At 71.4% G+C, this 23,414-nt stretch carries 18 protein-coding genes; 10 read left to right on the top strand and 8 right to left on the bottom strand.

What is annotated here, in order from left to right; translation table 11 throughout:
- Window positions 1–135 precede the first annotated feature (135 nt).
- Window positions 136–396 carry a hypothetical protein gene (locus ACIPYQ_RS05595; RefSeq protein ID WP_401246465.1) on the bottom strand — a complete coding sequence of 87 codons (261 nt, stop codon included), beginning with the start codon at window positions 394–396 and terminating at the stop codon, window positions 136–138.
- A 119-nt stretch (window positions 397–515) separates the two neighbouring features.
- On the opposite strand from ACIPYQ_RS05595, the gene ACIPYQ_RS05590 reads away from it, so the two are divergent.
- From ACIPYQ_RS05590 to ACIPYQ_RS05580, 3 genes are read left to right on the top strand one after another with little or no spacing between them, the layout of a single operon-like run.
- Window positions 516–1,169, top strand: coding sequence for a hypothetical protein (locus ACIPYQ_RS05590; RefSeq protein WP_401246463.1), 654 nt, complete (start codon window positions 516–518; stop codon window positions 1,167–1,169).
- Window positions 1,157–2,167 (top strand): hypothetical protein, encoded by a 1,011-nt coding sequence (locus tag ACIPYQ_RS05585; RefSeq protein WP_401246460.1) that lies wholly within the window; start codon window positions 1,157–1,159, stop codon window positions 2,165–2,167. The genes ACIPYQ_RS05590 and ACIPYQ_RS05585 overlap by 13 nt, the downstream gene beginning before the upstream one ends.
- 50 nt (window positions 2,168–2,217) lie before the next feature.
- On the top strand, window positions 2,218–2,745 hold the full coding sequence (locus ACIPYQ_RS05580; protein ID WP_401246458.1) for a hypothetical protein: 528 nt from the start codon (window positions 2,218–2,220) through the stop codon (window positions 2,743–2,745).
- Here ACIPYQ_RS05580 and ACIPYQ_RS05575 read toward each other — a convergent pair.
- Entirely contained in the window at window positions 2,739–3,485 is a 747-nt protein-coding gene (locus tag ACIPYQ_RS05575) for a hypothetical protein (protein WP_401246456.1), read from the bottom strand. The two genes, ACIPYQ_RS05580 and ACIPYQ_RS05575, sit on opposite strands and share 7 nt — an antisense overlap.
- Before the next feature lie 83 nt (window positions 3,486–3,568).
- Here ACIPYQ_RS05575 and ACIPYQ_RS05570 point away from each other — a divergent pair, with 83 nt between their 5' ends.
- A complete protein-coding gene (locus ACIPYQ_RS05570; protein WP_401246453.1) occupies window positions 3,569–4,969 on the top strand; it encodes an ABC transporter permease in 1,401 nt (466 codons plus the stop codon).
- 40 nt (window positions 4,970–5,009) lie between these two features.
- On the opposite strand, the gene ACIPYQ_RS05565 is transcribed toward ACIPYQ_RS05570, so the two are convergent.
- From ACIPYQ_RS05565 to ACIPYQ_RS05555, 3 genes are all read right to left on the bottom strand, one after another.
- Complete coding sequence (locus tag ACIPYQ_RS05565; RefSeq protein WP_401246450.1) at window positions 5,010–5,861, bottom strand: hypothetical protein; 852 nt, start codon at window positions 5,859–5,861, stop codon at window positions 5,010–5,012.
- Window positions 5,862–6,119: 258 nt separating this feature from the next.
- Entirely contained in the window at window positions 6,120–10,568 is a 4,449-nt protein-coding gene (locus ACIPYQ_RS05560; RefSeq protein ID WP_401246448.1) for an FtsK/SpoIIIE domain-containing protein, read from the bottom strand.
- Between the two features lie 188 nt (window positions 10,569–10,756).
- Window positions 10,757–11,620 carry a menaquinone biosynthetic enzyme MqnA/MqnD family protein gene (locus tag ACIPYQ_RS05555; RefSeq protein WP_401246445.1) on the bottom strand — a complete coding sequence of 288 codons (864 nt, stop codon included), beginning with the start codon at window positions 11,618–11,620 and terminating at the stop codon, window positions 10,757–10,759.
- 237 nt (window positions 11,621–11,857) lie between these two features.
- On the opposite strand from ACIPYQ_RS05555, the gene ACIPYQ_RS05550 reads away from it, so the two are divergent.
- Window positions 11,858–12,061 (top strand): cold-shock protein, encoded by a 204-nt coding sequence (locus ACIPYQ_RS05550; protein WP_007265804.1) that lies wholly within the window; start codon window positions 11,858–11,860, stop codon window positions 12,059–12,061.
- Between the two features lie 431 nt (window positions 12,062–12,492).
- Here ACIPYQ_RS05550 and ACIPYQ_RS05545 read toward each other — a convergent pair whose 3' ends face one another.
- Both ACIPYQ_RS05545 and ACIPYQ_RS05540 read right to left on the bottom strand, forming a co-directional pair.
- A complete protein-coding gene (locus ACIPYQ_RS05545) occupies window positions 12,493–14,145 on the bottom strand; it encodes a hypothetical protein (protein WP_401246442.1) in 1,653 nt (550 codons plus the stop codon).
- Between the two features lie 290 nt (window positions 14,146–14,435).
- The gene (locus tag ACIPYQ_RS05540) at window positions 14,436–17,168 is read right to left on the bottom strand and encodes a PKD domain-containing protein (protein WP_401246439.1); all 2,733 of its coding nucleotides are present in this window, start codon (window positions 17,166–17,168) and stop codon (window positions 14,436–14,438) included.
- A 291-nt stretch (window positions 17,169–17,459) separates the two neighbouring features.
- Here ACIPYQ_RS05540 and ACIPYQ_RS05535 point away from each other — a divergent pair, with 291 nt between their 5' ends.
- Together ACIPYQ_RS05535 and ACIPYQ_RS05530 are read left to right on the top strand one after the other, a co-directional pair.
- Window positions 17,460–18,056, top strand: coding sequence for a dihydrofolate reductase family protein (locus ACIPYQ_RS05535; RefSeq protein WP_401246436.1), 597 nt, complete (start codon window positions 17,460–17,462; stop codon window positions 18,054–18,056).
- Between the two features lie 136 nt (window positions 18,057–18,192).
- Window positions 18,193–20,925, top strand: a complete 2,733-nt coding sequence (locus ACIPYQ_RS05530; protein ID WP_401246433.1) for a PKD domain-containing protein — start codon at window positions 18,193–18,195, stop codon at window positions 20,923–20,925.
- Here ACIPYQ_RS05530 and ACIPYQ_RS05525 read toward each other — a convergent pair.
- The gene (locus ACIPYQ_RS05525; protein ID WP_401246430.1) at window positions 20,907–21,206 is read right to left on the bottom strand and encodes a GNAT family N-acetyltransferase; all 300 of its coding nucleotides are present in this window, start codon (window positions 21,204–21,206) and stop codon (window positions 20,907–20,909) included. The genes ACIPYQ_RS05530 and ACIPYQ_RS05525 overlap by 19 nt on opposite strands.
- Window positions 21,207–21,316: 110 nt before the next feature.
- Here ACIPYQ_RS05525 and ACIPYQ_RS05520 point away from each other — a divergent pair, with 110 nt between their 5' ends.
- From ACIPYQ_RS05520 to ACIPYQ_RS05510, 3 genes are all read left to right on the top strand, one after another.
- Window positions 21,317–21,487 (top strand): hypothetical protein, encoded by a 171-nt coding sequence (locus ACIPYQ_RS05520; RefSeq protein WP_401246427.1) that lies wholly within the window; start codon window positions 21,317–21,319, stop codon window positions 21,485–21,487.
- Window positions 21,487–21,810 (top strand): hypothetical protein, encoded by a 324-nt coding sequence (locus tag ACIPYQ_RS05515; RefSeq protein WP_401246424.1) that lies wholly within the window; start codon window positions 21,487–21,489, stop codon window positions 21,808–21,810. The genes ACIPYQ_RS05520 and ACIPYQ_RS05515 overlap by 1 nt, the downstream gene beginning before the upstream one ends.
- Before the next feature lie 150 nt (window positions 21,811–21,960).
- Window positions 21,961–23,370 (top strand): Kelch repeat-containing protein, encoded by a 1,410-nt coding sequence (locus tag ACIPYQ_RS05510; RefSeq protein ID WP_401246421.1) that lies wholly within the window; start codon window positions 21,961–21,963, stop codon window positions 23,368–23,370.
- Window positions 23,371–23,414: the final 44 nt, after the last annotated feature.

Raw genomic sequence — 23,414 nt, 5'->3', positions numbered from 1 at the left:
CCCTCCCCGCCCGCCGCGGGCTGCTCCCCGGGGCCCCCCGGGGGGGGGGGGGCCGGGGGGGGGCGGGGGGGGGGGGCCCCCCCGGGGGGGGGGGGCCCCCCCCCCCCCCGGGGGGGCCCCCCCGCCGTCCGTGGCTCACTGCTTGGGCTTCTGAAGCTCCTTGGCCGCGTCCGAGCTCTGCTGGGCCTCTTCGCGGAGAGACTTTGCAACTGTGCCGCACGTCGTGTGCCAGGTGCCCAACTTGCCGCGCACATCGGTGGCGTTCGGACCTTCCCAGGTCTTCATCTCCCCCGTGCTGAAGTTGCGCGGTGTCTCCATCATCTTCTCGATGTGGTCGGCTAGCGACCTCAGAGCGCCAGCGCGCTGGTTGAGTTCTTGAATGTCCGGGTTACCCATGGCAGCCTCCCCCGCTGTCTCGACAACCGTCTCAGCATATCGACGGGGGCGGGCCCCGCCTTCATGCCATCATCTGATGAGCCCATGATCTAGTTGCAGCAAACTTACGGAAGTTGACCATGATCGTGCGAAACCGGGTCGGCCTCGCCGCCCTCGTCGCCTCGTTGGCCCTCACGGTGACGGCCTGCGGCGGCGGTTCCAAGCCGGAGGCAGACAAGGCGATCCCCGGCGTGGACAGCGGTTCCGCCTCCGCGTCGGCCTCGCCCAGCCCTTCCGCACCCAGTGGTGCGGACCGCCCGAAGATCTCCCTCCCCGCCGACGACGTCCTCGTCTTCGAAGGCGAGAACAGCGGGGATCCGAAGATGGACGCGGTACTTCGCGACAACGCCGAGCACGTACGGGCAGTCGACGACGCGATCGCCCGCAAGGACCCCAAGTCCCAGGCGGTGGCCTTCTACACGAAGGACACGGCCCTGGTGGATGCCACCAACTGGATCAACGGCTTCATCAAGGACGGCAAGACCGTGACCGGCACGGTCAGGTACTTCTCCCGCAAGGTCACCTTCCTCAAGGACGGCGCCGCTGCGCTCACGTACTGCGCCGACGAGACGAAGGGGTACACGAAGGACCTGAAGACGGGCAAGGTCGACGTGACACCCGTCACCAAGAACTCGTACGTGTTCTACAACGAACGCCTTGAGCAGAACGACAAGGGCGTTTGGCAGACGACCAAGACGATCTCGGAGCGAGGATTCCAGGCATGCCAGCCCTGACGCGCCGGAGGACGGCAACCGTCCTGATCCTGAGTGTGTTCGCCGCAGCCCAGGCCGCACCCGCCGCTCAAGCGGACCGGGGCGGCGGCACCAAGGGCGGCAAGAGCGGCCAGAACATCACCGCCGAAACGAAGATCCAGGTCAGCACGCCGGGAAGTCCCGGTTCCGCCAAGACCGGCACGCTGAGCTCGGAGGACAGCAACTGGACTCCCCCGGCGTGCTGGTACGAACCCGCCTTCTCCCCGAAGGAGATCGAGTCCACGGTCAAGGCCATCGACGGCCTTCCGCTGTTCGGCGACACGTTCGCCTCGATCCTCAACGGCTACTACAAGGACGGCACGCCCTACAAGGACTACAACCTGGACAAGCAGGGCCAGGGCATGTTCTGGGCGTCCGTGGTCAACCCCAAGCGCAAGGACGACCCCGCGGCCACGGCATGCGACAAGCTGCCCTTCTGGGTGCCCAACGGCCAGACTCCCGCGGAGCCGCTCGCCGTCAGCCCGCAGGTCCTCGCCGAGTACGCGTACGACGAGCTGCGGCTGCCCGACACCACGATCACCATGAAGCCGGGCGACAAGTCCACGGTGAACCTGCCCACGTGGACCTGGCTCGACAAGTCGACGTTCAGGCCCGTCTCCGTGACGGCGAGCATCCCCAACTCCGGCCTGTCGGCGACCACCACCGCCACCCCGGTGTCGCTCAAGATCGACCCCGGCACGCCGGACGCCCAGGTCCACCCGGCGGGCGGGGTCTGCCCCATCGCCGGCGACGGCAGCATCGGAGCCCCGTTCAGCCCGGACAAGGCGAACCAGGCCCCGCCCTGCGGTGTCACGTACCTCCGCTCCACCACCGGCACCGGCCCGCACAAGCTCCGGGCGACGGTGACCTGGAAGGTCGAATGGAGCAGCAGTACCGGCCAGGGCGGCCAGCTGCCCAGCGGCACCTTCGGCACGACCCAGGACGTGACGGTCCAGGAGATCCAGGCCATCAACCGGTAGTCGCTCGCCGACCGCCCACAAGACGACACGAGACGAACCGAGGACCCGAGATGTACGTCGAGAAGCTCCCCAAGACCTGGTCCGCCATATGCGTCGGCCTCTACCTGGCCGGGGTCATCGCCATGGGCGTGGACTCGATCCCCCAGGACACCGGGGCCTGGCTCGCCGTCTCGGCAATCTTCCTGCTGCTCCTGCTGCCCTGCCTCGGCGTACCGATCTCGAAGCGCATCTACAACCGCATCCGAATCGACCCCTCGAAGGGCACCCTGCGCGTCGGCCGTGCGCAGTTCGCCCTCGCCACCATCGACCCGGGGTCCGTCCACGCGGCCCTCCAGCAGGCGACGCCCGGGATGGCGGCGCGCTACGCCACCTCGGCGGGTTCCATCGACGCCCCGATCCCCGGCCTGCGGGCCTCGGACTTCGGTGCGCCGCGGCTCGTCGGAGGTGGCTGGGGCGTCCCGATGGGCATGGACAGCGTGGTGATCGCGACCCGCCAGGGCGAGCAGCTCTCCATCGCCACCCACGACCGGACGGCCTTCCTGACGGCCTTGGCCCAGGCGACCGGCGCCGCCTACTGAGGGGTCGCACCCTCCGCCGGCTTGCGGTTCCCGTCGCGCAGCACCGCCAGGGCGAAGCCGAGCCGACGGTCCAGCCACGGTGCCTTGATGGCGTACCAGCGCGCGCCGAACTGGTGGTCGGCGGTGATCACGGTGGTGTCTCCCGAGCGCCAGGTGGCCGGCTTGGGGGCTTTCGGTTGCGCGGTGTCGCCGCCTTCGCTGCTGCCGCCCAGGGTGACCACCTCCTGGAGCACCAGGAAGGGGACCTTCATCACCTGGAAGGCGGCACGCTCTCCGACGTCCGAAGCCGTGTTCTCGGTCCAGTGGTACCTGGCCGCGATCTCAGGATGGCCGGGTGCCTCCAGCCACCAGCCGTGCTGGACCGAACGCTTGGCGACCGGTGTCCGCAGCACCGCCCCCAGCTCCACGCCCTCGGCGTCCAGGACCTGGTACCGTCCCCCCGCCTTCGCGTCCGGCAGCACCGAGCACACCGGCGTGCCGGTTGCGTCCGGGGTCGGGTACAGCCTGAATCCCTTCGCCCGCACCGGAGCCTCCGGCTCGTTCGGGACCACGTACAGGAACGGGGTCCGCTCCACGTCGCCCTCCACCCAGCTGAACGCCCGCACGGCCAGCGGCCCTTCTCCCCGCTTCGCCGTACGGAAGGCGTTCCGTGTGACCGTCCCGACCGTGAACTTGGAAATCCGCTCCCACGGCCCCGGATCGACAGCGGGCTGGGCCTGCTTCTTCTTCCCGAACACCATGAAATTCCCTCCCGTTAAGCCTCGTCGGCCCATCTTGCCGCATACGATCAGTTGATCGACAGCATGTTCTCGGGGGAGGCATCATGCGAAAGGCCAATCCGAACGATCTCGATCAGCTCGCCAAGCTGATCGACGGCCGGGGCGGGGTACGGGACAAGGTGGACGAGGCGTTCACCCGCGCCGCGTCGCTGGGCGTGACCAGCAAGCTAGGGGCGCTCAAGCCGCTCCGCGCCTGGGCGAACGACACCGCTCCGGACCTCCGCAAGAGGGCCACCATCGCCCGCCTGGAGGATGGCGACCCGCAAGCAGGCTTGCTGTGGGCCGGTTTCACGCCGGAGGAGCTGGCGAAGTACCAGGGGGACGGGCTGACACCCGATCTCTTCCTGCTGGCCAACTCGGTGGCCGCCAGCGACGATCCGAAGGCGTACGACTTCAAGCGCAAACCCGAGGAAACCGTCAACGACTACATCGAGCGGCTCACGGCGCACGCCCTGGAACAGATACCCGGCATGCCGCTGCACGAAGAGACGATCGCCACCCTGGTGGGCATCTTCGGTGACTGGCACAGCGTCGCCATGGCCGCCGGAGTGGTCAGCATCTCCGGCACCTCGCTGACCCGGGTACTGGTCGGCAACCACGTGAACACCACCTCCGGCAGGGCCCTGCGCATCCGGATCGGTGCCATGCTGCGGTCCTCGGACGTCGGCCTGGTCCGTTGGAGCGGCAACAAGATCGTCAAGTGGTCGCCCCCCATCCGGTCCGTGTCCGCGCCCGGCAGTTGGATGCCCGGGCGGCTCGGCGGCATGTTCGCGAACAGCTCGACCTACCAGGACGCCGCGCGCGTCCCGGGCACCACGAACGTGCGCGGTGACCTGTTCGGCAGGGGTTGGGACCGCTTCCGCGCCCTCCCCTTCATGCAGGGCTCCAAGGCCAACGCCGCCATCGACTTCGTCGTCGGCTCCGATACGGCCGCCAAGGTCTTCGGAGGGGTGACCCACTCCGGGCAGGCCGTGACCCGCGCGGGCCAGGCGAACCTGTTCACTGTCGCCGGGAACGCGGCCGAGCTCCAGCGGGGGGTGAATGCCGTCCCGGGAGCGCCCGCCGGATCCCCGTTCCGGGCGGGCCTGGGTGCGGCCGCGAAGACGGCGGGGTTCCTGCGCGGCGCCGGCGTGGTCGGCGGCGTCGCCGCCACCGGCTTCAGCGCGTGGAACGCCATCGACAAGGATCACGGCAAGGCGTGGAAGGAGAACAAGGCCAAGTACATCGGCGACTGGGCCGAGGTCGGCTTCAACGCCTCGCTGACGGCGGCGATGATCGCCCCGACCCCCATCACGATCGGCGCGGCGGTGGTCACGGGTGTCATCTACGGCGGCGCGAAGATCGTCGAGAACTGGGACGGCATCAAGGCCGGAGCGGGCAAGGCCAAGGACTGGGTGAAGGAAAAGACCAAGGGCGCGCTCAAGAAGCTCAACCCGTTCGACTGATGAGCCACGGGGCGGGCCCGACCAGGCCCGCCCCCGCTGCTCAGCCCTCCAGGTACAGGTCTTCCTTGTCCGGCAGGAGATCGACGAGCTTGTCCCAGATCTCGCCCGGCGTGGAGCGCACGACCCTCAGGGTGCTCTCCGGGGTGACCTGGCCCGGCATGATGGGCTCCTCCGGGGCCTCCCGGATCCAGTAGCCCAGCGGACCGCAGTCCCAGGCCGCCAGGGCCCGGACCATGGTGGCGCGCTCGCCCTCGTGGCGGCCGTCCCAGACGGTGGTGACCCGCCAGGTCGAGTTGAGCGCGAGGACCAGTTCCAGGAACTGCTCCAGCGCCGGGCCGGTCAGAGCGGGGTCCACCCCGGTCGCCGCCCGGCGGGTCAGGTCGCGGATCTCCGTGTCGCCCCCGGTCGCCCCGCCTGCCGCCGCCTCGTTGAGCGCCACGAACACCGCGTCCAGGGTGCCCATGGTGGTCTCGATCCGGGTCACCTCGGGGAGCTCGACGTCCGGCTCGGCGCGCCGCAGGTTGATCTTGCGCGACAGCTCCCACACGAGCATCCCGGGCTCGACGGGAACGTACTCCGCCTCGTCCTCGCCCGGCCACGAGTCGAAGGAGACGACCGCCTCGGGGCCCACCACGATCCCGTGGTCGACGGGGCCGTGCTCCCCGGTGATCTCGATCTGCACCATCGTCAGCGGGTTCGCCAGGGTCCCGAGCAACTCCCGCAGTACGGGCGCCAGTTCCCCCTCCTCCCCGACGAGGCCGACGCGCTGGAGCTCACCCATGGATTCCGTCAGCTCCGCCGGCGGCGTCTCACCGTCCACCAGGTGGGCGAGGACCGCGATGTGCCGGTCGGCGAGCCGGAAACGGGCGCGGGAACTGTCGTAGGAAGGCATCTGGTGGCTCACTTCCGGGAGTTCTGGACGAAATTCGCTTCCTCGTGGGCCTCATGGGCCTCGTCGCGGGGCACCCGCCGTCGCGTGCGCCCCTGCGTGTCCGGTCTCTCCATCACAGCCTCCCCCGCTGTCGATCAATGACGGGATCAGCATACGAACCTACTGCGGCCGGAGGGCGTCGATCCGGTGCGCGCGCCGAGAAGGCGGCGGGGCGCCCACCGGACCCGGCGGGCGCCCCCCATGTCCCAGCCCGGTGCCTCAGCCCCGCATCACGCCCTGTACCGGCTTGAAGGAGCCGCCCGACGCGAGCAGTCCGCTGCCCGGCGCGCCGCCGCCCGTGTTCGACGGCAGCCGGATGCCGAACATCTCTCCGTCCTGCGAACTCTGCGGGGTCAGCAGCAGCCCGTTGCGCGACTTGCGCGCCGCGGTCACGAAACCCCGGTACTGCGACGACAGGGCGTCCGTCGTGCCGGCCGTCAGCAGGCCGAGGCCACCGTCCGCGCCCTTGCGCAGCAGGGCTTCCAGCGGTTCGTCCAGCGGGGTGTCGTAGAGCAGTTCGGCGTCGTCGACGACCACCACGTACGGGCGCCCTTCCGCCTTCTCCGTCAGTTCCGCCAGGTCCTCCTCGCGGCTCTCCGCGTTCAGCCCGCCCAGGACGCCCGGATGCCCCTCCAGGTCCCGCAGCGGCGAGCGCCGCGGGGTGATGAGGACCAGCGGGGTGCCCGCCGCCAGGAGGGACTCCGCCGCGCACACCAGGGACGTCGAGCGGCCGGACTTCGGGGGACCCGCGATCACGAAGCCGGGGCCGGACTCCTCCAGGTCGATGCCGAGCGGAGCCAGTTCGTCCCCGCCCACCGCGAGCAGCGCCCACAGCGGCGACGGCGCGGTGAACTCCGGGTCCAGGGCGAGCGCCTCCTGGGCCGTGATCCGCGCGGGCAGGGCATCGACCCGCAGCGGGCGGCGGCGCACCGGGACGCGGCCGTACCGGACCTGCACCTCCTCCGTGATCTCCCGCAGCATCCGCACCTGGGCCTGGCCCGACGGGTCCGGGTCGAGCAGGGCCAGCTGCGTCTCGTCGATGCCGGTGTCGGTGATGCGCAGCGCGCGGCCCGGGCCCATGTTCTTCGGGACCTCGCGGACGTTGAGGCCGGCGATCGCGTAGTCGTTGGGGTCGGCGAAGCGCAGGATCAGCCGGTCCTGGAAGGCGGAGGCCACCATGCCGCTGAGGCCGCTGCGGTCGGCCGTCATGACCACCTTGAGGCCCACCGCCGAACCCTCGCGGAAGATCCGCTGGACCATCTCGACCAGCTGGCCGTAGTTGTAGGCCTCGAAGGCGGAGAAGAAGCCCTCCCAGCTGTCCAGCAGCAGGACCATCCACGGAAGGCGGTCCTCCGGAGCGGCCGCCGCCCGCTGTTCGGCCGCGCTCGACGCCCCTTCCATGGCCAGCAGCTGCTGGCGCCGGTTGATCTCCTTCAGCAGGCGGTCGATGAGCCGCCGCACCCGGTCGGGCTCGTCACGGTTGACCACCGCGCCGACGTGCGGAAGCCGTACGAGGGGCAGCAGGGCGTTCGACCCGCAGTCGATCCCGTACATGTGGACGTCGCCCGGGTCGGTGCTGCGGGCCAGCGCTCCGGCCAGGGTGCGCAGGGCCGTGGACCGCCCCGAGCGGGCACCGCCGGCCAGCATGGTGTGCTCGCCGCCCACCAGGTCGAGTCCGAACGCCGCGCGGGCCTGCTTCGCGGGCAGGTCGGTGAGCGCGTATCCGATCGGCGGGACGTCCCCGTGCGTCTGGGCGGGCGCCGCGGGCAGGTCCTCCAGCGTCACGTGCTCGGGCAGCGGGTCCAGCCACGGGCTGCGCGGCGCGGGGAAACCCATGGACTCCGAGCCCGACCGGACGGCGTCGACGAGCACGGCGAGGTCGGTGACCATCGTGCCGTCGTCGCTCGAGTCGGCGACCCTGGGCAGCGGGCGGCTGTACGAGGCCCAGGAGAGCGGGACCAGGTTCGCCTTCGGGCCGCTGTTCCCGGTGGCCGGGCGCCGGCCACCGATCCGGGCGGACTGCACGCCCACCAGGGACTGCGCGCCGGAGCGTACGAACATGCGTCCCGGGGTCGACTTGGCGATGGCGCCGGAGTCCGGGGCGTCGATGACGTCCTGGGACTCGGTGCCGTCGGTCACGCGCAGCGCGATGCGGAGGTTGGTGTTGGCCCGGATGTCCGCGCTCACCACACCGGCCGGGCGCTGCGTCGCGAGGATCAGGTGCACGCCGAGCGAACGGCCTCGGCGCGCGATGTCGACGAGACCGGCGATGAAGTCGGGGAGCTCGGCGACCAGCGAGGCGAACTCGTCGATGACGAGCACCAGCCGGGGCATCGGCTCCAGCTCGGGGCGCAGCTTGCGGGTGTCGTTGTAGTCCTCGATGTCCTTGGTCGCCGCGTTGAACAGGATCGTCTCGCGGTGGTGGAGTTCGGCTGCGAGCGAGGCCAGGGCCCGTTCGGTCAGGTGGGCGTCGAGGTCGCTGACCATGCCGACGGTGTGCGGGAGGCGGGCGCAGTCCATGAAGGCGCTGCCGCCCTTGTAGTCGATGAGGACGAAGTTGAGGGCGTCGGGACGGTTGGCCACGGCCAGCGAGGCGATGATCGTCTGGAGCAGCTCGGACTTGCCCGCGCCGGTCGTACCGGCGACGAGGGCGTGCGGGCCGTCGCGCCGAATGTCCAGGGTGAAGGTTCCGTCGGCGGCGATGCCCACGGGCGCCGAGGTGGTCGAGCCTCCGGCCCGCCAGACCTTCTCGATGTCGGAGCCCGTCGGGTCGGGCATGCCGAGGAGGTTCAGGAGCCGGGCCGCCGTCGGCAGGGATCCACCAGCGTCGTCGCGGCTCACGTCACGCACCGGCGCGAGGGAGCGGGCGAGCAGCTCGCACCACTCGGGCCCGACCTGGTCGGCCAGCACCTCGCCGACGGCCTCCAGCCCGCTTCCGTGCAGCCGTACCCGGGTCGGCGAGTCGAGGTTCCAGGCGACGACCGCCGAGCACTCCTCGGGGAGCACCCGCTGGTCCTCGTCCACGCAGAGCGCGAAGATCCCGTACTCCGGCCCCTCCTGGAGCAGCTGCGGCACTCCCGGGACCCGGCGCAGGAGCCGCGCCCCGTCCAGCACCAGCAGGACGAAGGGGTCCGGGGCCATGCCGCCGCTCATCGAACTGTGGTCCTCGCGGGCGGCCTTGCGCCGGGCCAGCTCGTTGAGGAGCTCGGTCACGCGGCGGGTGACGGCCTCGGAGTCGGATCCGACCAGGGCGACGCAGTCCTGCCCGAGCTGGGGCGAGGTGTGCGGAAGCCAGTGGGCCCACTCCCAGTCGGCGCCCGCCTCGCGCACGGAGGACAGCACGACCAGCGAGAGGTCGCGGGGGCTGTGCAGCACGGCGGCCTGCACGGCGAGCCAGCGCACGGTGGCGAGGGCGCGGGGGCGGTCGCCGGCGACACCGACGACACGGAGTTCGGCGAACGGCAGGGTGACCGGTACGTCGTCCACCAGCGGCGGTTCCGGCCTGTCCTCGGCGTACCCGCCGCGGGCCATGGCGAACTCCACGTCGGCCGGGAGGACGCCGATGCCCACCCGCAGCTGGAGCGCGTCCACGTCGGTGATCCTGCGCTCCCACAGGCGGCGGCGCGGTCCGGTGGCGAACAGGAGGATCTCGGCCGGGTCGGGGCTGTCGCCCCGCCGGTAGCCCTGGTCCTGCTTGCCGAGCCGGGCCAGCTCGGCCTCGAAGGCAGCGACGTCCTTCTTGTACTGCTTCATCGAGGTCTTGTTCTTCTTCTTGCCCTCGCGGTTGTCGCTGATCCACTGCCCCAGCATCATGATCGGGGTCATCGCGCAGAAGAGCAGCATGTAGATCTGCTGGGTGACCGCGAACATCAACAGGCCGAAGAGCATCGGGGTGAAGGCCGCGATCATCTGGAAGCGGGCCCGCTCCGATTTGGACGGCAGGACGGGGACGACCACCCGGGGCCGCGGCCGCAGCGGCGACAGCCGGGGCGGGCGGTTGTAGGCGAGCCCGCCTTCGCCGGTGGCGGAGAGGTGCGCGTCCGGCTCACTGACCCGGTCGAGGACGAGCAGCGAGTCCCCGGCCCGTACGAAGGTCCCCAGCGGCCAGGCCTGCTCCCCCTCGGCCTGCTCCCCGTCCAGCAGGACCCCCGCGCCCGCCTGGGCCTGGAGGGTGGCATTCCCCTTGACGTCGATGGTCACGCGCGCGGCGACGGGGGCCAGCGCGCCGTCCGCCACTGGCAGCGTGCAGGTGGGAGCCGAACCGATCGTCGCCGTACCGACGCCCAGGCGGACCACCCGGCCCGCGGCCGGACCGCCCGAGACCCGCAGCTCGTAGTGCCCGGCGGGCTCGCCCCTGCGCAGCAGCGGGCCGATCGCGTCGTCCACGGAGACCCGCATGCCGTCGCGCAGGATCCCCGAGACCGGTGTGGCCGGATCGCAGCGGTGCCCGTCGGCCCAGAGGGTCGGTCCGGCCGGCGCGTGCGGCGCGAAGCCGGCGTGCAGCGGTACGACCACCTCGCGCAGCCCGGCGGCCTGCCCGGGGTGGGCGAGGCCGAAGGCCGAGGCCACCGCCTCCGCCACGTCCCTTGCCGTTGCCGTCTCGTCCGCGTTGATCACGACGTCCTGCGGGGATATGCCCCCCTGTACGACCGTCACCAGGACTCGCATGACCTTGTCCCCTCACCGCCGGCGCGTGCCGCGCCCGACCACCCACTGGGCCCTCGCTGATCAACCGAGGCTAGCCGCTGGGCGGACGGGCCGGAACAGCCGCCCCCCGGGGAACTCCCCTATTCACCAAGCGCATTCCGCCGCAACCACCGGAAGCACGAAAAGGACGTGAATTCCCGGTAACCCGGTCAGCTTTCCACGGCCGCCACGTTCAGGAGTTCCACGGCGACATCCGAGGCATAGCCCGTCGTGGGTCCCGTACGGCGTGCGAATTCCCTTACGCCGGCCAGCTGATCGGGGCCGAAGCGGAAGTCGAGCGTCGTGAAGTACCGCTCCAGCAGGTCCGCGTCGAAGGCCTCCCAGCGGGCCGCCTGCTCGGCGACCTTGGCGACCTCCTCCAGGGAGACGTCCCGGGAGGCGAGGAATGCCTCGTGGACCTCGCGCACGACACCGGGCTCGCGGGCGAGGTAGTCCTTGCGGGCGGCCCAGACGGCGAAGACGAACGGCAGTCCGGTCCACTCCTTCCACATGTTCCCCAGGTCGTGCACGGTCAGCCCGAGCCGGGGTGCGTCGTGGAGGGAGGCGCGCAGCGCGGCGTCCCCGATCAGTACCGCCGCGTCCGCCTCCTGCATCATCGCGCTCAGGTCCGGCGGGCAGGTGTAGTAGTCGGGCCGCACCCCGTACTGCTCGGAAAGCAGCAGCTGAGCGAGGCGTACGGACGTACGAGAGGTGGAGCCGAGGGCGACGCGGGCGCCGTCGAGCTGCTCCAGGGGCACCTGCGAGACGATCACGCAGGACATCACGGGACCGTCGCAGCCGACCGCGATGTCGGGGAAGGCGACGAGCTGGTCGGCGTTGCGGAGGAACTCCACGAGGGTGATCGGGCCCATGTCCAGGTCCCCCTGGACGAGGCGCTCACTGAGTTTCTCGGGGGAGTCCTTGGTCAGCTCCAGGTCCAGCAGTGTGCCGGTTCTGGCCAGGCCCCAGTAGAGGGGAAGGCAGTTCAGGAACTGAATGTGGCCGACGCGGGGCCGGCTGCGGTAGACGTCCACATCGCGAGACTAGTCCCCGTGTCCGCGTCAGCCTTCGGGCGGGTCTCAAACGTCCGGGTGACGTGATCTTTCCCTCTGGTCTCCGCCACAGGGTGCGTGCTAGGCTCACCGCAAGTTGCAGTTTGGTTTCCCTTGCAGTACGAGGCCTGCGGAGAATGTGACCCGCAGGCTTTTGTAGTTTTCAGACTTCTTAGCAGGTTCTGGAGCAGGGCGACCCTTTGGCCCATAGGAGGGCTCATGGCTACCGGAACCGTGAAGTGGTTCAACGCTGAAAAGGGCTTCGGCTTCATCGCCCAGGACGGCGGCGGCCCGGATGTCTTCGTCCACTACTCCGCGATCAACGCCTCTGGCTTCCGCTCCCTCGAGGAGAACCAGCAGGTGAACTTCGACGTCACGCAGGGTCCGAAGGGCCCGCAGGCGGAGAACGTCACCCCGGCCTAATCGCCTGGGCCAACCTCATCGCGGGTTGGAAAAGCAGTACCCAAGGAGCCCTGTCCCCTCTGCGCGAGCAGAGCGGCAGGGCTCCTGCCTTTTCCCTCCCGGGGTGGGGGGCGGGTACGGCAGTGGCCCCCGGCACCGTGGGACGGTGCCGGGGGCCACTTGCCGTACGGGCCGGCGCCCGGGCCCGGAGCCGCCGGGGCGGGCCGGGCCCGGGCCCCGGCAGGCCGGGCTAGGGCGGGCCCGGCAGGCTGGGCGGGGCTGGGCCCCGGCCCGGCAGGCTGGGCCTGGGCGGGCCCGGCGGCCCCCGGCAAGACCGGGGCCGGGGCTGCGACCGGGGCCCTGGCCTGCCAGGGGCCCCGGCGGCCTCGGCCGTCCGGTTGCCCGGGGTTGCCCGGGGCCGCCAGGGGCGGGCCGGGCAGGCCCGGGCCGGGTTAGGCCGGGGGCTGGGTGGTGGGGGAGGTGATCTTGATGTCCAGGATCAGGGTCACGTTCTCCTTGGTGGTCAGACGCAGGGAGTACGTGCCCGGGGGCACGTCCGTGGTGAACAGCTCCGGCAGGACGATCTTGCCGTCGGCGCCCGTCTTGGGCAGCACCCGGCCGAAGACCTTCTTGCCGTCCTCGTCCTTGAAGTACGGGCCCTTCGCAGTCGCCGGGTCCACCGGGACCCACTTGCCGTCCGCGTCCTTCACGACCAGGTCGGCGACGGCCTCCGTGCCCGCGACGGCCTTGCCGGCGGCCGTGGCGAGGACCTGCACGCCCGTGAGGCTCGTACCGGCGACCGTCTCCAGCGGCTTCGAGCCCTCCGGGCGGGCCAGCTTGTCGGCGACCGTCACCGTCACGCGGCCCTCGAAGTTCACCGTGAGCCGGGTCGTGGTGTCGTAGGCGGAGGCGCGCAGCGTGAAGGTGCCCGCCTTGGTGCCCGCCTTCAGGCCGGGCGCGGCGGCGATGCCGTCGGCGCCCGTCTTGATCACCAGGGACTTCTCCGCTCCGAAGAGCGTGCCGCCGGTGGTGTCCTCCTCGACCGTGAAGATCACCTCGCGGTCGGCGGCGGGCTTGCCGTCGCTCAGGGCCAGCTTGACCTTCGGGGTCACGGTGAAGGCCGCGCCGGCCTCGGCCGTCAGTCCGGGCCCGTCGACCAGCGTCAGGTCCTTCAGGTGCGGGGCCGGCTTCTCCGGGGTCGGGGTCGGCGTGGGCGTCGGGGTGGGGGTCGGCGTCGGAGTCGGCGTCGGCGTCGGCTTGGGCGTCGGGGTCGGCGTGACCGGGGTCTGCACCGGGGTGGGCAGCGAGGTGCCCGGCTGCTGGGGCGGGTAGTTCCCGGCCGGCGGGTTCGGCACCTCGGCGGCGCCGTTCTGGTACTGCCGCATGTAGCCGAGGACGGTGTTCACGTACTCGCGGGAGTTGTTGTAGCTGAGGATCGCCGCGTCGAGCTTGGCCTGGTTCGACAGGTCCCGGTCGCCCGCGCACAGGTAGAGCCCCGCGCCCAGCGCCGCGTCGTAGATGTTGTTCGGGTCGCGCTTGGCGTCGCCGTTGCCGTCGGCGCCCCAGGTGGCCCAGGTGGACGGGATGAACTGCATCGGGCCGACGGCGCGGTCGTAGACCGTGTCCGCGTCCCACTCGCCCTTGTCGGTGTCCCGGATCTCGGCGAAGCCGTTGCCGTCGAGGCGGGGGCCGCGGATCGGCTTCTCGGTGTAGCCGTCGGCCTTGAGCCCGTAGCCGGAGGCGTGGACGGACTCGACCCGGCCGATGCCCGCGAGCAGCTGCCAGGGCAGCTTGCAGCCGGGGAGTGCGGCCGCCACCGAGAGTTCGGCGCGGTGATAGGCGTCGAGGGCGGTGGCGGGTATCCCGCTGGCCCCCTCCTGCGTGCCCGCGCCGGCGGGCGGCGGGTCTGCGACGATGTCGGGCAGGTCCAGCCGGGCGTCACCGCGGTCGGTGGCCTGCGGGCTGTCCGGGGTCGGCTCCGACTCGCCCGCGTCGGCGGTCGACGGACTGGTCACGACCGCGGCGGTGGTCAGGCTGGCCGCGAGTGCGGCCGTGCACAGGACCTTGCGCGAGGTGTTGACGAGGTGACGGTGAAGCGGCTTCACAGTGCGGCGATCCCCCCAGGAGCCGTCAAAGGTCTACGGCCGGTCTAGCCGTGCATATCCACTGTCTATCAGGTATTCGGACCCGACTCGCCGTCCGCCCGGCAGATGTGACGCACCATTCGTCTCGGCTTCACCACGGTCTCATGACCGAACGCACAAAGACCCCAACTCCTCGCCCGGATTGCCCCGATGGGCGCTGTTTCGGATCGGAGTGCCGAACGGCCGGAGCCCCGGCCTCCGCGGTGTGCGGGGGCCGGGGCTCCGGTGTGCTGCGGGTGTTCCCGGGTCGGCTAGCCCTGGGTGAAGTAGCCGAACAGGTCGGTGATCACGTGGTTGCTGCCGCCCCAGCTGTTCCAGATGCTGACCTTGCCGTCCCCGACGGGGGTGATGACGTGGTTGGGGACGGTCTCGCCGGGACGGGTGTTGAGGCTGCTGGCGTCCGTGCGGGCGGTCCCGTACCCGTGGACGGTGAGGAAGCCGGCGTCGGTGGTCTCGGTCGCGGTGACGTTCAGGGCCGCGCCGACGGCGTTGGCCGGCATGCCGGCGACGGTGCTGGTCGCGCCGGGGGCGAGCTTGCCCGTGGTGCGGGTGTCGGCGAGCCGCTTGGGAACGGCCGGAGTGAAGAACGCCCCGCCGCCCCACTCGTGGTAGTAGCCGACGACGTCGAGGACGAGGTCGGTGGAGCCGGCGTTGTTGTAGAGGGTGATGGTGCCGTCCGGGCCGACCGGGACGATGACCTGGTTGGACTTGTCCTTGCCCGGCTCCGGGTTGAGGTTCGAGGTGGCGGGGCGCTTGTCCGACTCCGGATAGGCGATCACGTGCGTGTCGGTCGTGGCACCGGTGCTGGTCAGGTTGAGCGCGACGGCGGCGGCGTCCGGCGGGATGCTCCGCACGCCCGCCACCTTGACGGTCCGGGTCTTGCCGGCGCCCAGCGCGCCGCCCATGGTGCGGGTGTCGGCGAGCCTGGTCGGGGTGACCGGGTTGAACCGCTGCCCGGTGTTGGGCTGGTAGTAGCCGACGAAGTCGACGACGACGTGGCCCTGGCCGGAGTTGAGCTGGGCGAGGATCTTGCCGTCGGCGCCGATGGGCACGGTGACCGTGTTGGACGAGGTGCCGCCCGCGCGGACGTTCACGTTCGAGGTCGTCGGGCGCGGCTGGCCCGAGGGCCAGACGTTCAGGTGGGTGTCCTGGGTCGCGCCGGTCACCGTCACGTTGAGGACGGCCGCGGTCGCCCCGCCCGTGTGGTGGGGGCCCGAGCTGTAGTAGACGACCGGCACGGCCACATGGGCGGGGGTGCCGGCCTGCACCGGGCTGTTGGAGAGACGGCTGTCCAGGACACGGAACGGGAACACAGGCACGTAGCCCGACGCCGCGTACGCGGCCTGCACGGTCCGGGTGACCGTGGAGGTGGCGCCCTTGGCGTCCTTGAGGGTCACGGTCACCTTGTACTCGCCGGGCTGCGCGTAGGCGTGCCGGACGGGCTCCAGCGCGGACACCCGCTCCTTGGCCCCGTCACCGAAGTCCACGTCCACCTGCTGGACGGGCCACGGTGCGGCGGAGTTCCGCGGGTCGACCTCGACCGTCAGCGGGGCGACGTACGCCCTCGGGTCCTCGGCGCTCGGCAGGAACGGCTTGGAGGTGAAGCCGGCCGTCAGCGGACCGGGCGCGGTGACCTTGGCCTTGAACCCGGCGCTGGTGTTCAGGTTGGCGTCGTTGTACGCGGTCACCGTGGCCGTGCACTCGCACGGCGCGCTGTAGACGTGCGTGGCGGTGCGCTCCTTGGTGACGACCGGGGCGGACCCGTCACCGAACGAGAAGTGGTAGGTGAGCGGACCGGACCACGCGCTGACCGCGGTGGCCGTCGCCTTCACGGTGGTGCCGGCCGGCGCCCAGGGCTGGTCGAGCTCCAGCCGGACGCTCTCCAGCCAGTCCTGGCCCTCGCGGGCGCCGCGGTCGAGGTACCCGCCGTCCTTGCCGGTGTTGGGCACGCGCGGGTCGTCCGCGACCGGATATCCCCGGGAGTCGGTGAGCAGCACGCCGGGTGCCGTCGCGTCGGCGGAGTCGACGGCCTTCGTGCCGATTTCCTGGGCCGACGGGGCCACGATGTCCCGGCCGCCCTGGCCCGTCGCGGCGTGGAACGCCGCCTGGTCCCGGTAGTCGGCGCCGCCCCACTTGTAGACCGGTCCGGCCTGGTAGTCGCCGGCGATCAGGTTGTAGTCGGAGCGGGTGGCGGCCGTCGCGCTCTGCGCCACCGCGATGCCGCCGCGTCCCCGCGCCGGGTCGCACGTAACGGACCGGTACGTGGCGTTGATCGCGTTGTTGAACACGGCGGAGCCGGTCGAACCGCCGCCGAGCGACACGGCCGTGCCACAGCCGAAGGAGATCGTGTTGTTCGTGATGACGGTGCCGGGGGCGTCCATCACGGCGATCGGATCGTCCTCGGTGCCGTGGATCTCGTTGCGGCTGAGTACGGTGCGCTCGGCGCCGCCCTCGATCCGGGCGCCGTACAGCAGCGCCCGGCTGACGCGCACGTCCGTGCTCGCGTCGCCGACCACCAGGGACACCCCGGTCGTCGGGCCGAACGATTTGATCCGGTCCAGTTCGACGTCGGCGGACCGGTTGATCCTGAAGCCGCCGCTGGCGTTCAGATCGCGGACCACCACGTGCGAGGCGCCGCTGATGGTGAGCGTCTCTTTGCCCAGGTTCACCACATTGCCCACCGGCCCGTCGGCCACGAAGGTGACCGGCTTGCCCGGTGCGCCGGAGCGGTCGATGGTGACGGCCTCGGGGTACGTCTTGCCCGTCTTGATCCGCACGGTCTGGCCCGGCGCCACGACCTTGGCCGCGGCCGAGATGGTGCAGAAGGGCACGGCCTGCGAGCCGGGGCCGCCGTCCGAGCAGGAGGAGCCGGCGTAGTTGTTCACGTAGAGCGTGGTCGGGGCCTCGGCGGCCGCGGCGGCCGGAACACCGAGAAGACTGACGAGACCTGCGGTCAGCAGGACCGTCGCACGAGTGGGACGCACCAGAAGGGTTTCCTTCAAGCCAGAAGTGACGTGGGGGTCGCGCCGGTCGCGGCGCCGCACGACTGGTAGACGTTCTGTTCCCCCAGCGTCAGTCGGGCGCACGCGAACGCGGACAGACGCTGATCATCATCCCTCGCGAACCAGCCACTGTCACTCGTAATCAGCCAGCACCGACAGGTGACCGCGTGACCCGCATCACTACGGGACGTGCGTGGGGGCGCGATGAATTCCGGCGGGCGCGGCAGTCTCTCCTCTGTACGCACCGACCGGCCCCAGGAAGAGGAACACCCCATGCGCATCGTCATCACCGAATTCATCAGCCTCGACGGAGTCGTTCAGGCCCCCGGCGGCCAGGGCGAGGACAACGACGGCGGCTTCGCCCACGGCGGCTGGTCGCACCCCTTCTTCGACGAGAAGGTCGTGGGCGGCGCCTTCGACGACGCGACGAAGCACGCGGAGGGACTGCTGTTCGGTCGCCGCACCTGGCAGACGATGGCCGCGGCGTGGCCCGACCGCGCCGGCGACCCGTTCGCGGACCGGATGAACGCGCTCCCGAAGTACGTGGTGTCCACGACCCTGGGCGAGGACGAGCTGACGTGGAACAACACCACGCGCATCGCGGGCGACCAGGCCGTGGCCCGCATCCGCGAACTGCGGGCGGGCGACGGCGGCGACCTGGTGGTCATGGGCAGCCCCACCCTCGTACGCACCCTGCTGAGCGAGGGCCTGGCCGACGAGCTCCGGCTCATGGTCATGCCGGTGCTCCTCGGCGGCGGCAAGTCGATCTTCCCGGCCGACGGCGGTCTGCACACCTTCGAGCTGACCTCCACCGCCATCAGCCCGGCGGGCGTCCACGTGTGCACCTACCGGCCGGTGACCCGGGGCTAGACCTGCCCGACCCGTGTTGAGCGCGTTCCATTCGATGGTGACAACGGCCTGTCCGCCAAGGGATCATGAGCAGCATCTGTATGTCTCATGCGCCTGACGCCCTTCGGGGGAACGGGCCGTCCTCGAAGGAAAACTGTTGGCACGTCCTACTCGTGCGGCGGTCCTGTTCACCGCGGGCCTCGTCACCATCCTCGGCATACCGGCGGTCTCCGCCGCCGAGACCCCGACCGAACTGTTCGTGAACAACGGCGAGAACGCCAACTGCTCCGACACCGGCACCGGAACGCAGAGCGCCCCGTTCTGCTCGATCCAGTCGGCGGCCAAGGCGGCCGAACCGGGCCAGACGGTGCGGATCACGGAGGGCTCCTACCCCGGAGCCCTCACGATCGACCGCTCCGGAGAGCCGGGCAAGCCGATCACCTTCACCACCGAGACCGGCGGCGCCCGCAAGGCGAATCTGGGCGGCGCCTTGACCATCGACGGCGCCTCCCACCTCGTGTTCCGCGGGATCAATACGCGGAGCGGCGCCAAGGTCGAGCGTTCCAGCGACATCACCGTGGAAACGTCCGAGATTCTGCGCGAGCTCGTGATCGGTGCGGGAAGCGCGGACGTACGGGTCAGCCGGAGCACCGTCATCTCCGCGCAGATCGGAGCCGGCGCCCAGCGCACGGTCCTCAGCCGCAACAGGGTCCGCCACAGCATTTCCCAGCCCGCGATCTCCGTGGTGGACGCCCCCGGCACGTCCATCGCCAACAACAACGTCACCAGCCACTGCGGTACGGGCATCTCGGTCAGCGGCGGTTCCACCGGAACCTCGGTGTTCAACAACCTGATCATCGCCGAGCGCTCCCAGCCCGCCTGCAAGACGCCCTCCCCGTCACGCCACGGTCTCCTGGTGGCGCAGAGCGCGGCGGCCGGCACCCGCGCCGACTACAACGTCCTCAATCGCCAGCCCGAGGTCACGGATGCTCCGTACCACTGGGCGGGCACCGACTACAAAACCCCCTCGGAGTTCCGGGCGGCGACCGGCCAGGGCGGGCAGGACCTCCTGAACCCGGCGGACGTCAACGCCGCCCTCGTCGACTCCGCCGACGCGACGGCGCCGGGCGCGCTGGCCTCCCTGGACATCGCCGGTTTCGGCCCGATCGACGACCCCCGCGTGGCCAACACCGGCAAGGACGGCGGGTTCCTCGACCGCGGGGTCAGTGAGACCCACGACTACCTGAGCACGGTCACCATGTCGGTCGACCAGGCCTGGGCACCGGTGGGCACCACGGTGGAGGTGAAGGCCTCGTCGAACAGCCAGTGGCCCACCGGCATGTCGTACAGCGTGGACTTCGGCGACGGGAGCGCCCCGGTCGTCACCCGGCAGGGCGAGGCCGCCCAGGCCGTCGCCTCGCACGTCTACGGCTCTCCGTGCGCGTGCGTGGTCAAGGTGACCGCGTCCAACGCCTCCGGGAAGAAGGCCTTCGCCGAGCAGCAGGTCAAGGTGACCCCGGCCGGCGTACTGACCACGGCATTCACCGCCGAGCCGGTCCTGCCGGCCTCGGCCGGCCCGACCGAGCGCATCTCCCCGCTGACCTTCCAGGTCGACCCGTCGGCCACCGTGGCGCCGTGGCCGCTGAGCCGCGTCGACGTGGACTTCGGCGACGGCACCACCGAGCGCGTCTCCGACCTGTCCAAGCTCACGCACGTCTACCGGACGCCCGGCGACTACAAGGTGACCGTCACCGCCCAGGACTCCAAGGGCACGACGTCCAGCTCCAGCCGCACGGTCAAGGCCGACTACGCGGCGTCCGGCTTCGTCCCCGTCGAGCCGGTCCGGATCTACGACACCCGCGACGACACCCCCTCGATGCCGGGCGGCACGCCCCTCTGGATGCAGATGCCCACCGGGCACGACCCGTTCGGGCACGCGTTCTCGGGCAGCATGGCCGCGGTCGTCCTCAACGTGACCGTCACCGGCGCCCTGGAGGACACCCACCTCACGCTCTGGCCCGCCGGGCAGGACCGCCCCACGACCTCGAACGTCAGCGTCCGGGCCGGCGCCACCACGTCCAACACCGTCACGGTGCCGGTCGGCGAACACGGCGGGGTCCTGGCGCAGCTCAACTCCGGCAGGGCGTCGATCATCGCGGACTTCGTGGGCTACTACCAGCCCAACATCGGGCAGCGGTTCAGCCCGCTCGCCCCGACCCGGATGCTCGACACCCGCACCGGCGGCGGCGCGCTGACCGGCGGCAACACCCGCACCGTCAAGGTCACCGGCGTCAACGGCATCCCCGCCGACGCCACCGCCGTCGCCTTCAACCTGACCGGCACCGGCTCGACCGAGGACGCGCACGTCATCGCCTACCCCGACCCGGCCAGGCGGACCGCCACCTCCAACCTGAACCTGGAGCCGGGCAAGGACAAGTCGAACCAGGCCATCGTGCCGGTCGGCAAGGACGGCACGATCACCCTCTTCACCAACTCCGGGTCCACGCACCTGGTGCTGGATGCGGTGGGCTACTACGGGAAGGACGGCAAGGCTCTGTTCAAGCCGGTCGTCCCGAAGCGTCTCGCCGACACCCGCACCACGGGCAAGCTCGCCCCGGGCGCCACGACGACGGTCTCCGGTCTGCCGGCGAACGCGGTGGGCGCGGTCCTGAACGTCACCGCGACCGACACCACCGGCCCGGGCTTCCTGACGGCGTACGCCTTCGGCGGCACGCTCCCGGGCGCCAGCAGCCTCAACACGCTGCCCGGCACCACCGTCCCCAACCACGTGACCACCCCGGTCGGTTCGGGCAAGGTCAGCGTCTTCAACAGCTGGGGCGGCGGCAACCACGTCATCACCGACCTCCTCGGCTACTTCACCCACCCGTAGAACCACCCGGTACACGCAGGACACACCGCCGCCCCGGCCCCGCACACGACGTGCGGGGGCCGGGGCGGCGGCGGTGTGAAGGAGGGGGACCCAGGCCCGGGCTTCGGCGCAGCCGGCCGAGCCCACGCCCTCATCGAGCAGTAGCGCTTGCCCGCCACCAGCAGGGTGGACCGGCGCCGGCCCTCCTCGCGGAAGCCCGCCTTGGCGAAGGCACGGAGGGCCCGATCGTTGCCGCTCCAGGTGTCGAGCTCGATCCGGTGCAGCCCGAGGGCGCCGAGCATAGGCTGATGGGATGCCTTCAGACGTGTCCCGGCCCCGGGCGCACGCCATGGCAGAGCCGCCGCTGCGAGAGTGCCATGACGTCCGTCCGGCCTGCTTCTGGGAGAGTCTCGTGTTCCGTTCGCCAAGGATCGCCGCCGCCTTCCTCGCCGCGCTCCTCGCGACGGGTGCGGGTGCAGGTGCGGGCGCGAGCCCTGCCGCGGCCGACGGCTCAGGGGACTCCGGCGGAATCACCGAGCCGGCCTTCATCGTCCTCACCTGTCCTTCCTGCTGCCCGCCCTGATGGGCCTGTTCGCCCAGGTCGGCGGTAGCGAGCAGCCGCAGGTCTGGCGGGCGGCCTTCATCGTCCTCGCGCTGGTCGGCTGCGCGAGCACCCTGCGGCTGCTGGCCCGGGCACGCGGAGACCGCTTCCTGACCTGGCAGCAGGCCGGCGCCGCGCTGCTCTACGCCCTGATCGCCGTGGTCGGCGCGGTCCCCGAACTCGCCGAGCCGTTCGGGCTGGACCCCATCCAGGCCGAGGCGCTGATGCTGATCGGCCTGATCGTGCTGGGGCACGCCCTGGTCTGGCGCTTCATGGCCGGCGAGGGCCGGGCCGCCAAGGAATGACCTGGCGCCGGTTGGTCCGGTGCCTGGCGGCGGGGCGTTGACGCATATGGCCGTCACGACGAGCGACGCCATATGACCCTATGTAATTTCGCAGGTGCCCCGCCTTCCGCCGCGGCAGACCGTGCCGAGGCATGCCACGAGAGGTGCCCCATGAGGCGCACTGCGCGAAGTGACCAAGACGAATCGCCGCCCGGTCGGACCGGGCATCGGGGCTGGCGGCGGCTGGCCGTCGCGGCCCTGGCCCCGCTGCTGGCCCTGTCAGCCACCACCGCCACCGCCCAGGGCGTGTGGATCCACGTCCCGGACCTGCCGACGGCGCGTGCCGGGCTGGCGAGCACGGGCGCGGACTGCCCGGAGGGGCTGCGCGGCACCTGCGTGTACGTCGCCGGCGGCGTCCCGTCTCCGGAGAAGTTCGAGGCGTACAGCCCCGCCAGCGGCACCTGGGCCACGCTGCCGGTGCTGAAGCCCCCCCGCGTCGGGGCCGCGGCGACGACGGCGCCCTGCCCCAACGGGGTACGGGGCGACTGCGTCTACCTCCTCGGGGGTGCCGACACCGCGGGCAGGGCCGCCGAGGCGTACAGCACGGAGACCAACGCGTGGCTGTCCCTGACACCCCTGACGCAGGCCCGGGTCAACGCGGCGGCGGCCACGGCGCCGTGCCCCGAAGGCCTGCGGGGCACGTGCGTGTACGTCTTCGGCGGCAACACCGGCGCCACCGGCACGGCCGAGGCGTACAACCCGGCCACCAACCGCTGGGCCTCCGTGGCGACCCTGCCGACCACCCGAAGCAATCACGCCGGTGCGTCCGCGCCCTGCCCCGGGGACCCGAACCCTCGGCACCTCTGCGTGTACGCCATCAGCGGGACCAACACCAACCCGCGCTCGGTGGACTTCTACAACCCCGTCAACAACCAATGGGGACCCGCGGCCGAGATCCCGACCGCCCGCATCACCGGGAGGGCGGCAACAGCCCCCTGCCCCGACGGCATGAGCAACGGCTGCATCTACACCGTGGGAGGAAGCGCCACCCCCGGCGCCCCGGGCCTGACCACGGTCGAGGCCTACACCCCAGTGACCAGCGCATGGGTGACGCTGCCCTCCACGCCGACGGGCCACACGGAACACGGCGTGGCCGCGGCGCCGTGCCCCAAGGACACGAGGCACCACTGCGTGTACGCCATCGGAAACCTGGTCAACGGCGATGCACGTCCCCCCATCACCACGGGCACGACCGAGGCCTTCGCGATCGAGCGCCAGAGCAACAGGCCCCAGCCGAGGCCGGAGCCCACGCCCACGGTGCCGAACGCCCCGCAGCCGGACCCCGCACCGGCCCCGCTGCCCCAGCCCGACGTCAAGCCCGCGCCGGAGGTGAAGCCGCAGCCCGACGTGAAGCCCTGGCCCAAGCCGGAGCCGAAGCCCGAGCCGAAGCCCGACGCCAAGCCGGCGCCCAAGCCCCCGGCCGACGCCCCCCAGACCGCCCCCGCACCCGCACCCGACGCGGGCCTCGACCCGGAGGTCGATGTCCCGGCCGATGAAGAGGAAGCGGACGACGTCCGCTAGCCGGTCCCGTCTCCCAGGGCCGGCGCCGCCACGGCGCCGGCCCT

Source organism: Streptomyces sp. NPDC090045, assembly GCF_044747975.1.
Lineage (GTDB): Bacteria > Actinomycetota > Actinomycetes > Streptomycetales > Streptomycetaceae > Streptomyces.
This window is presented reverse-complemented; position numbering and strand designations above follow the sequence as displayed.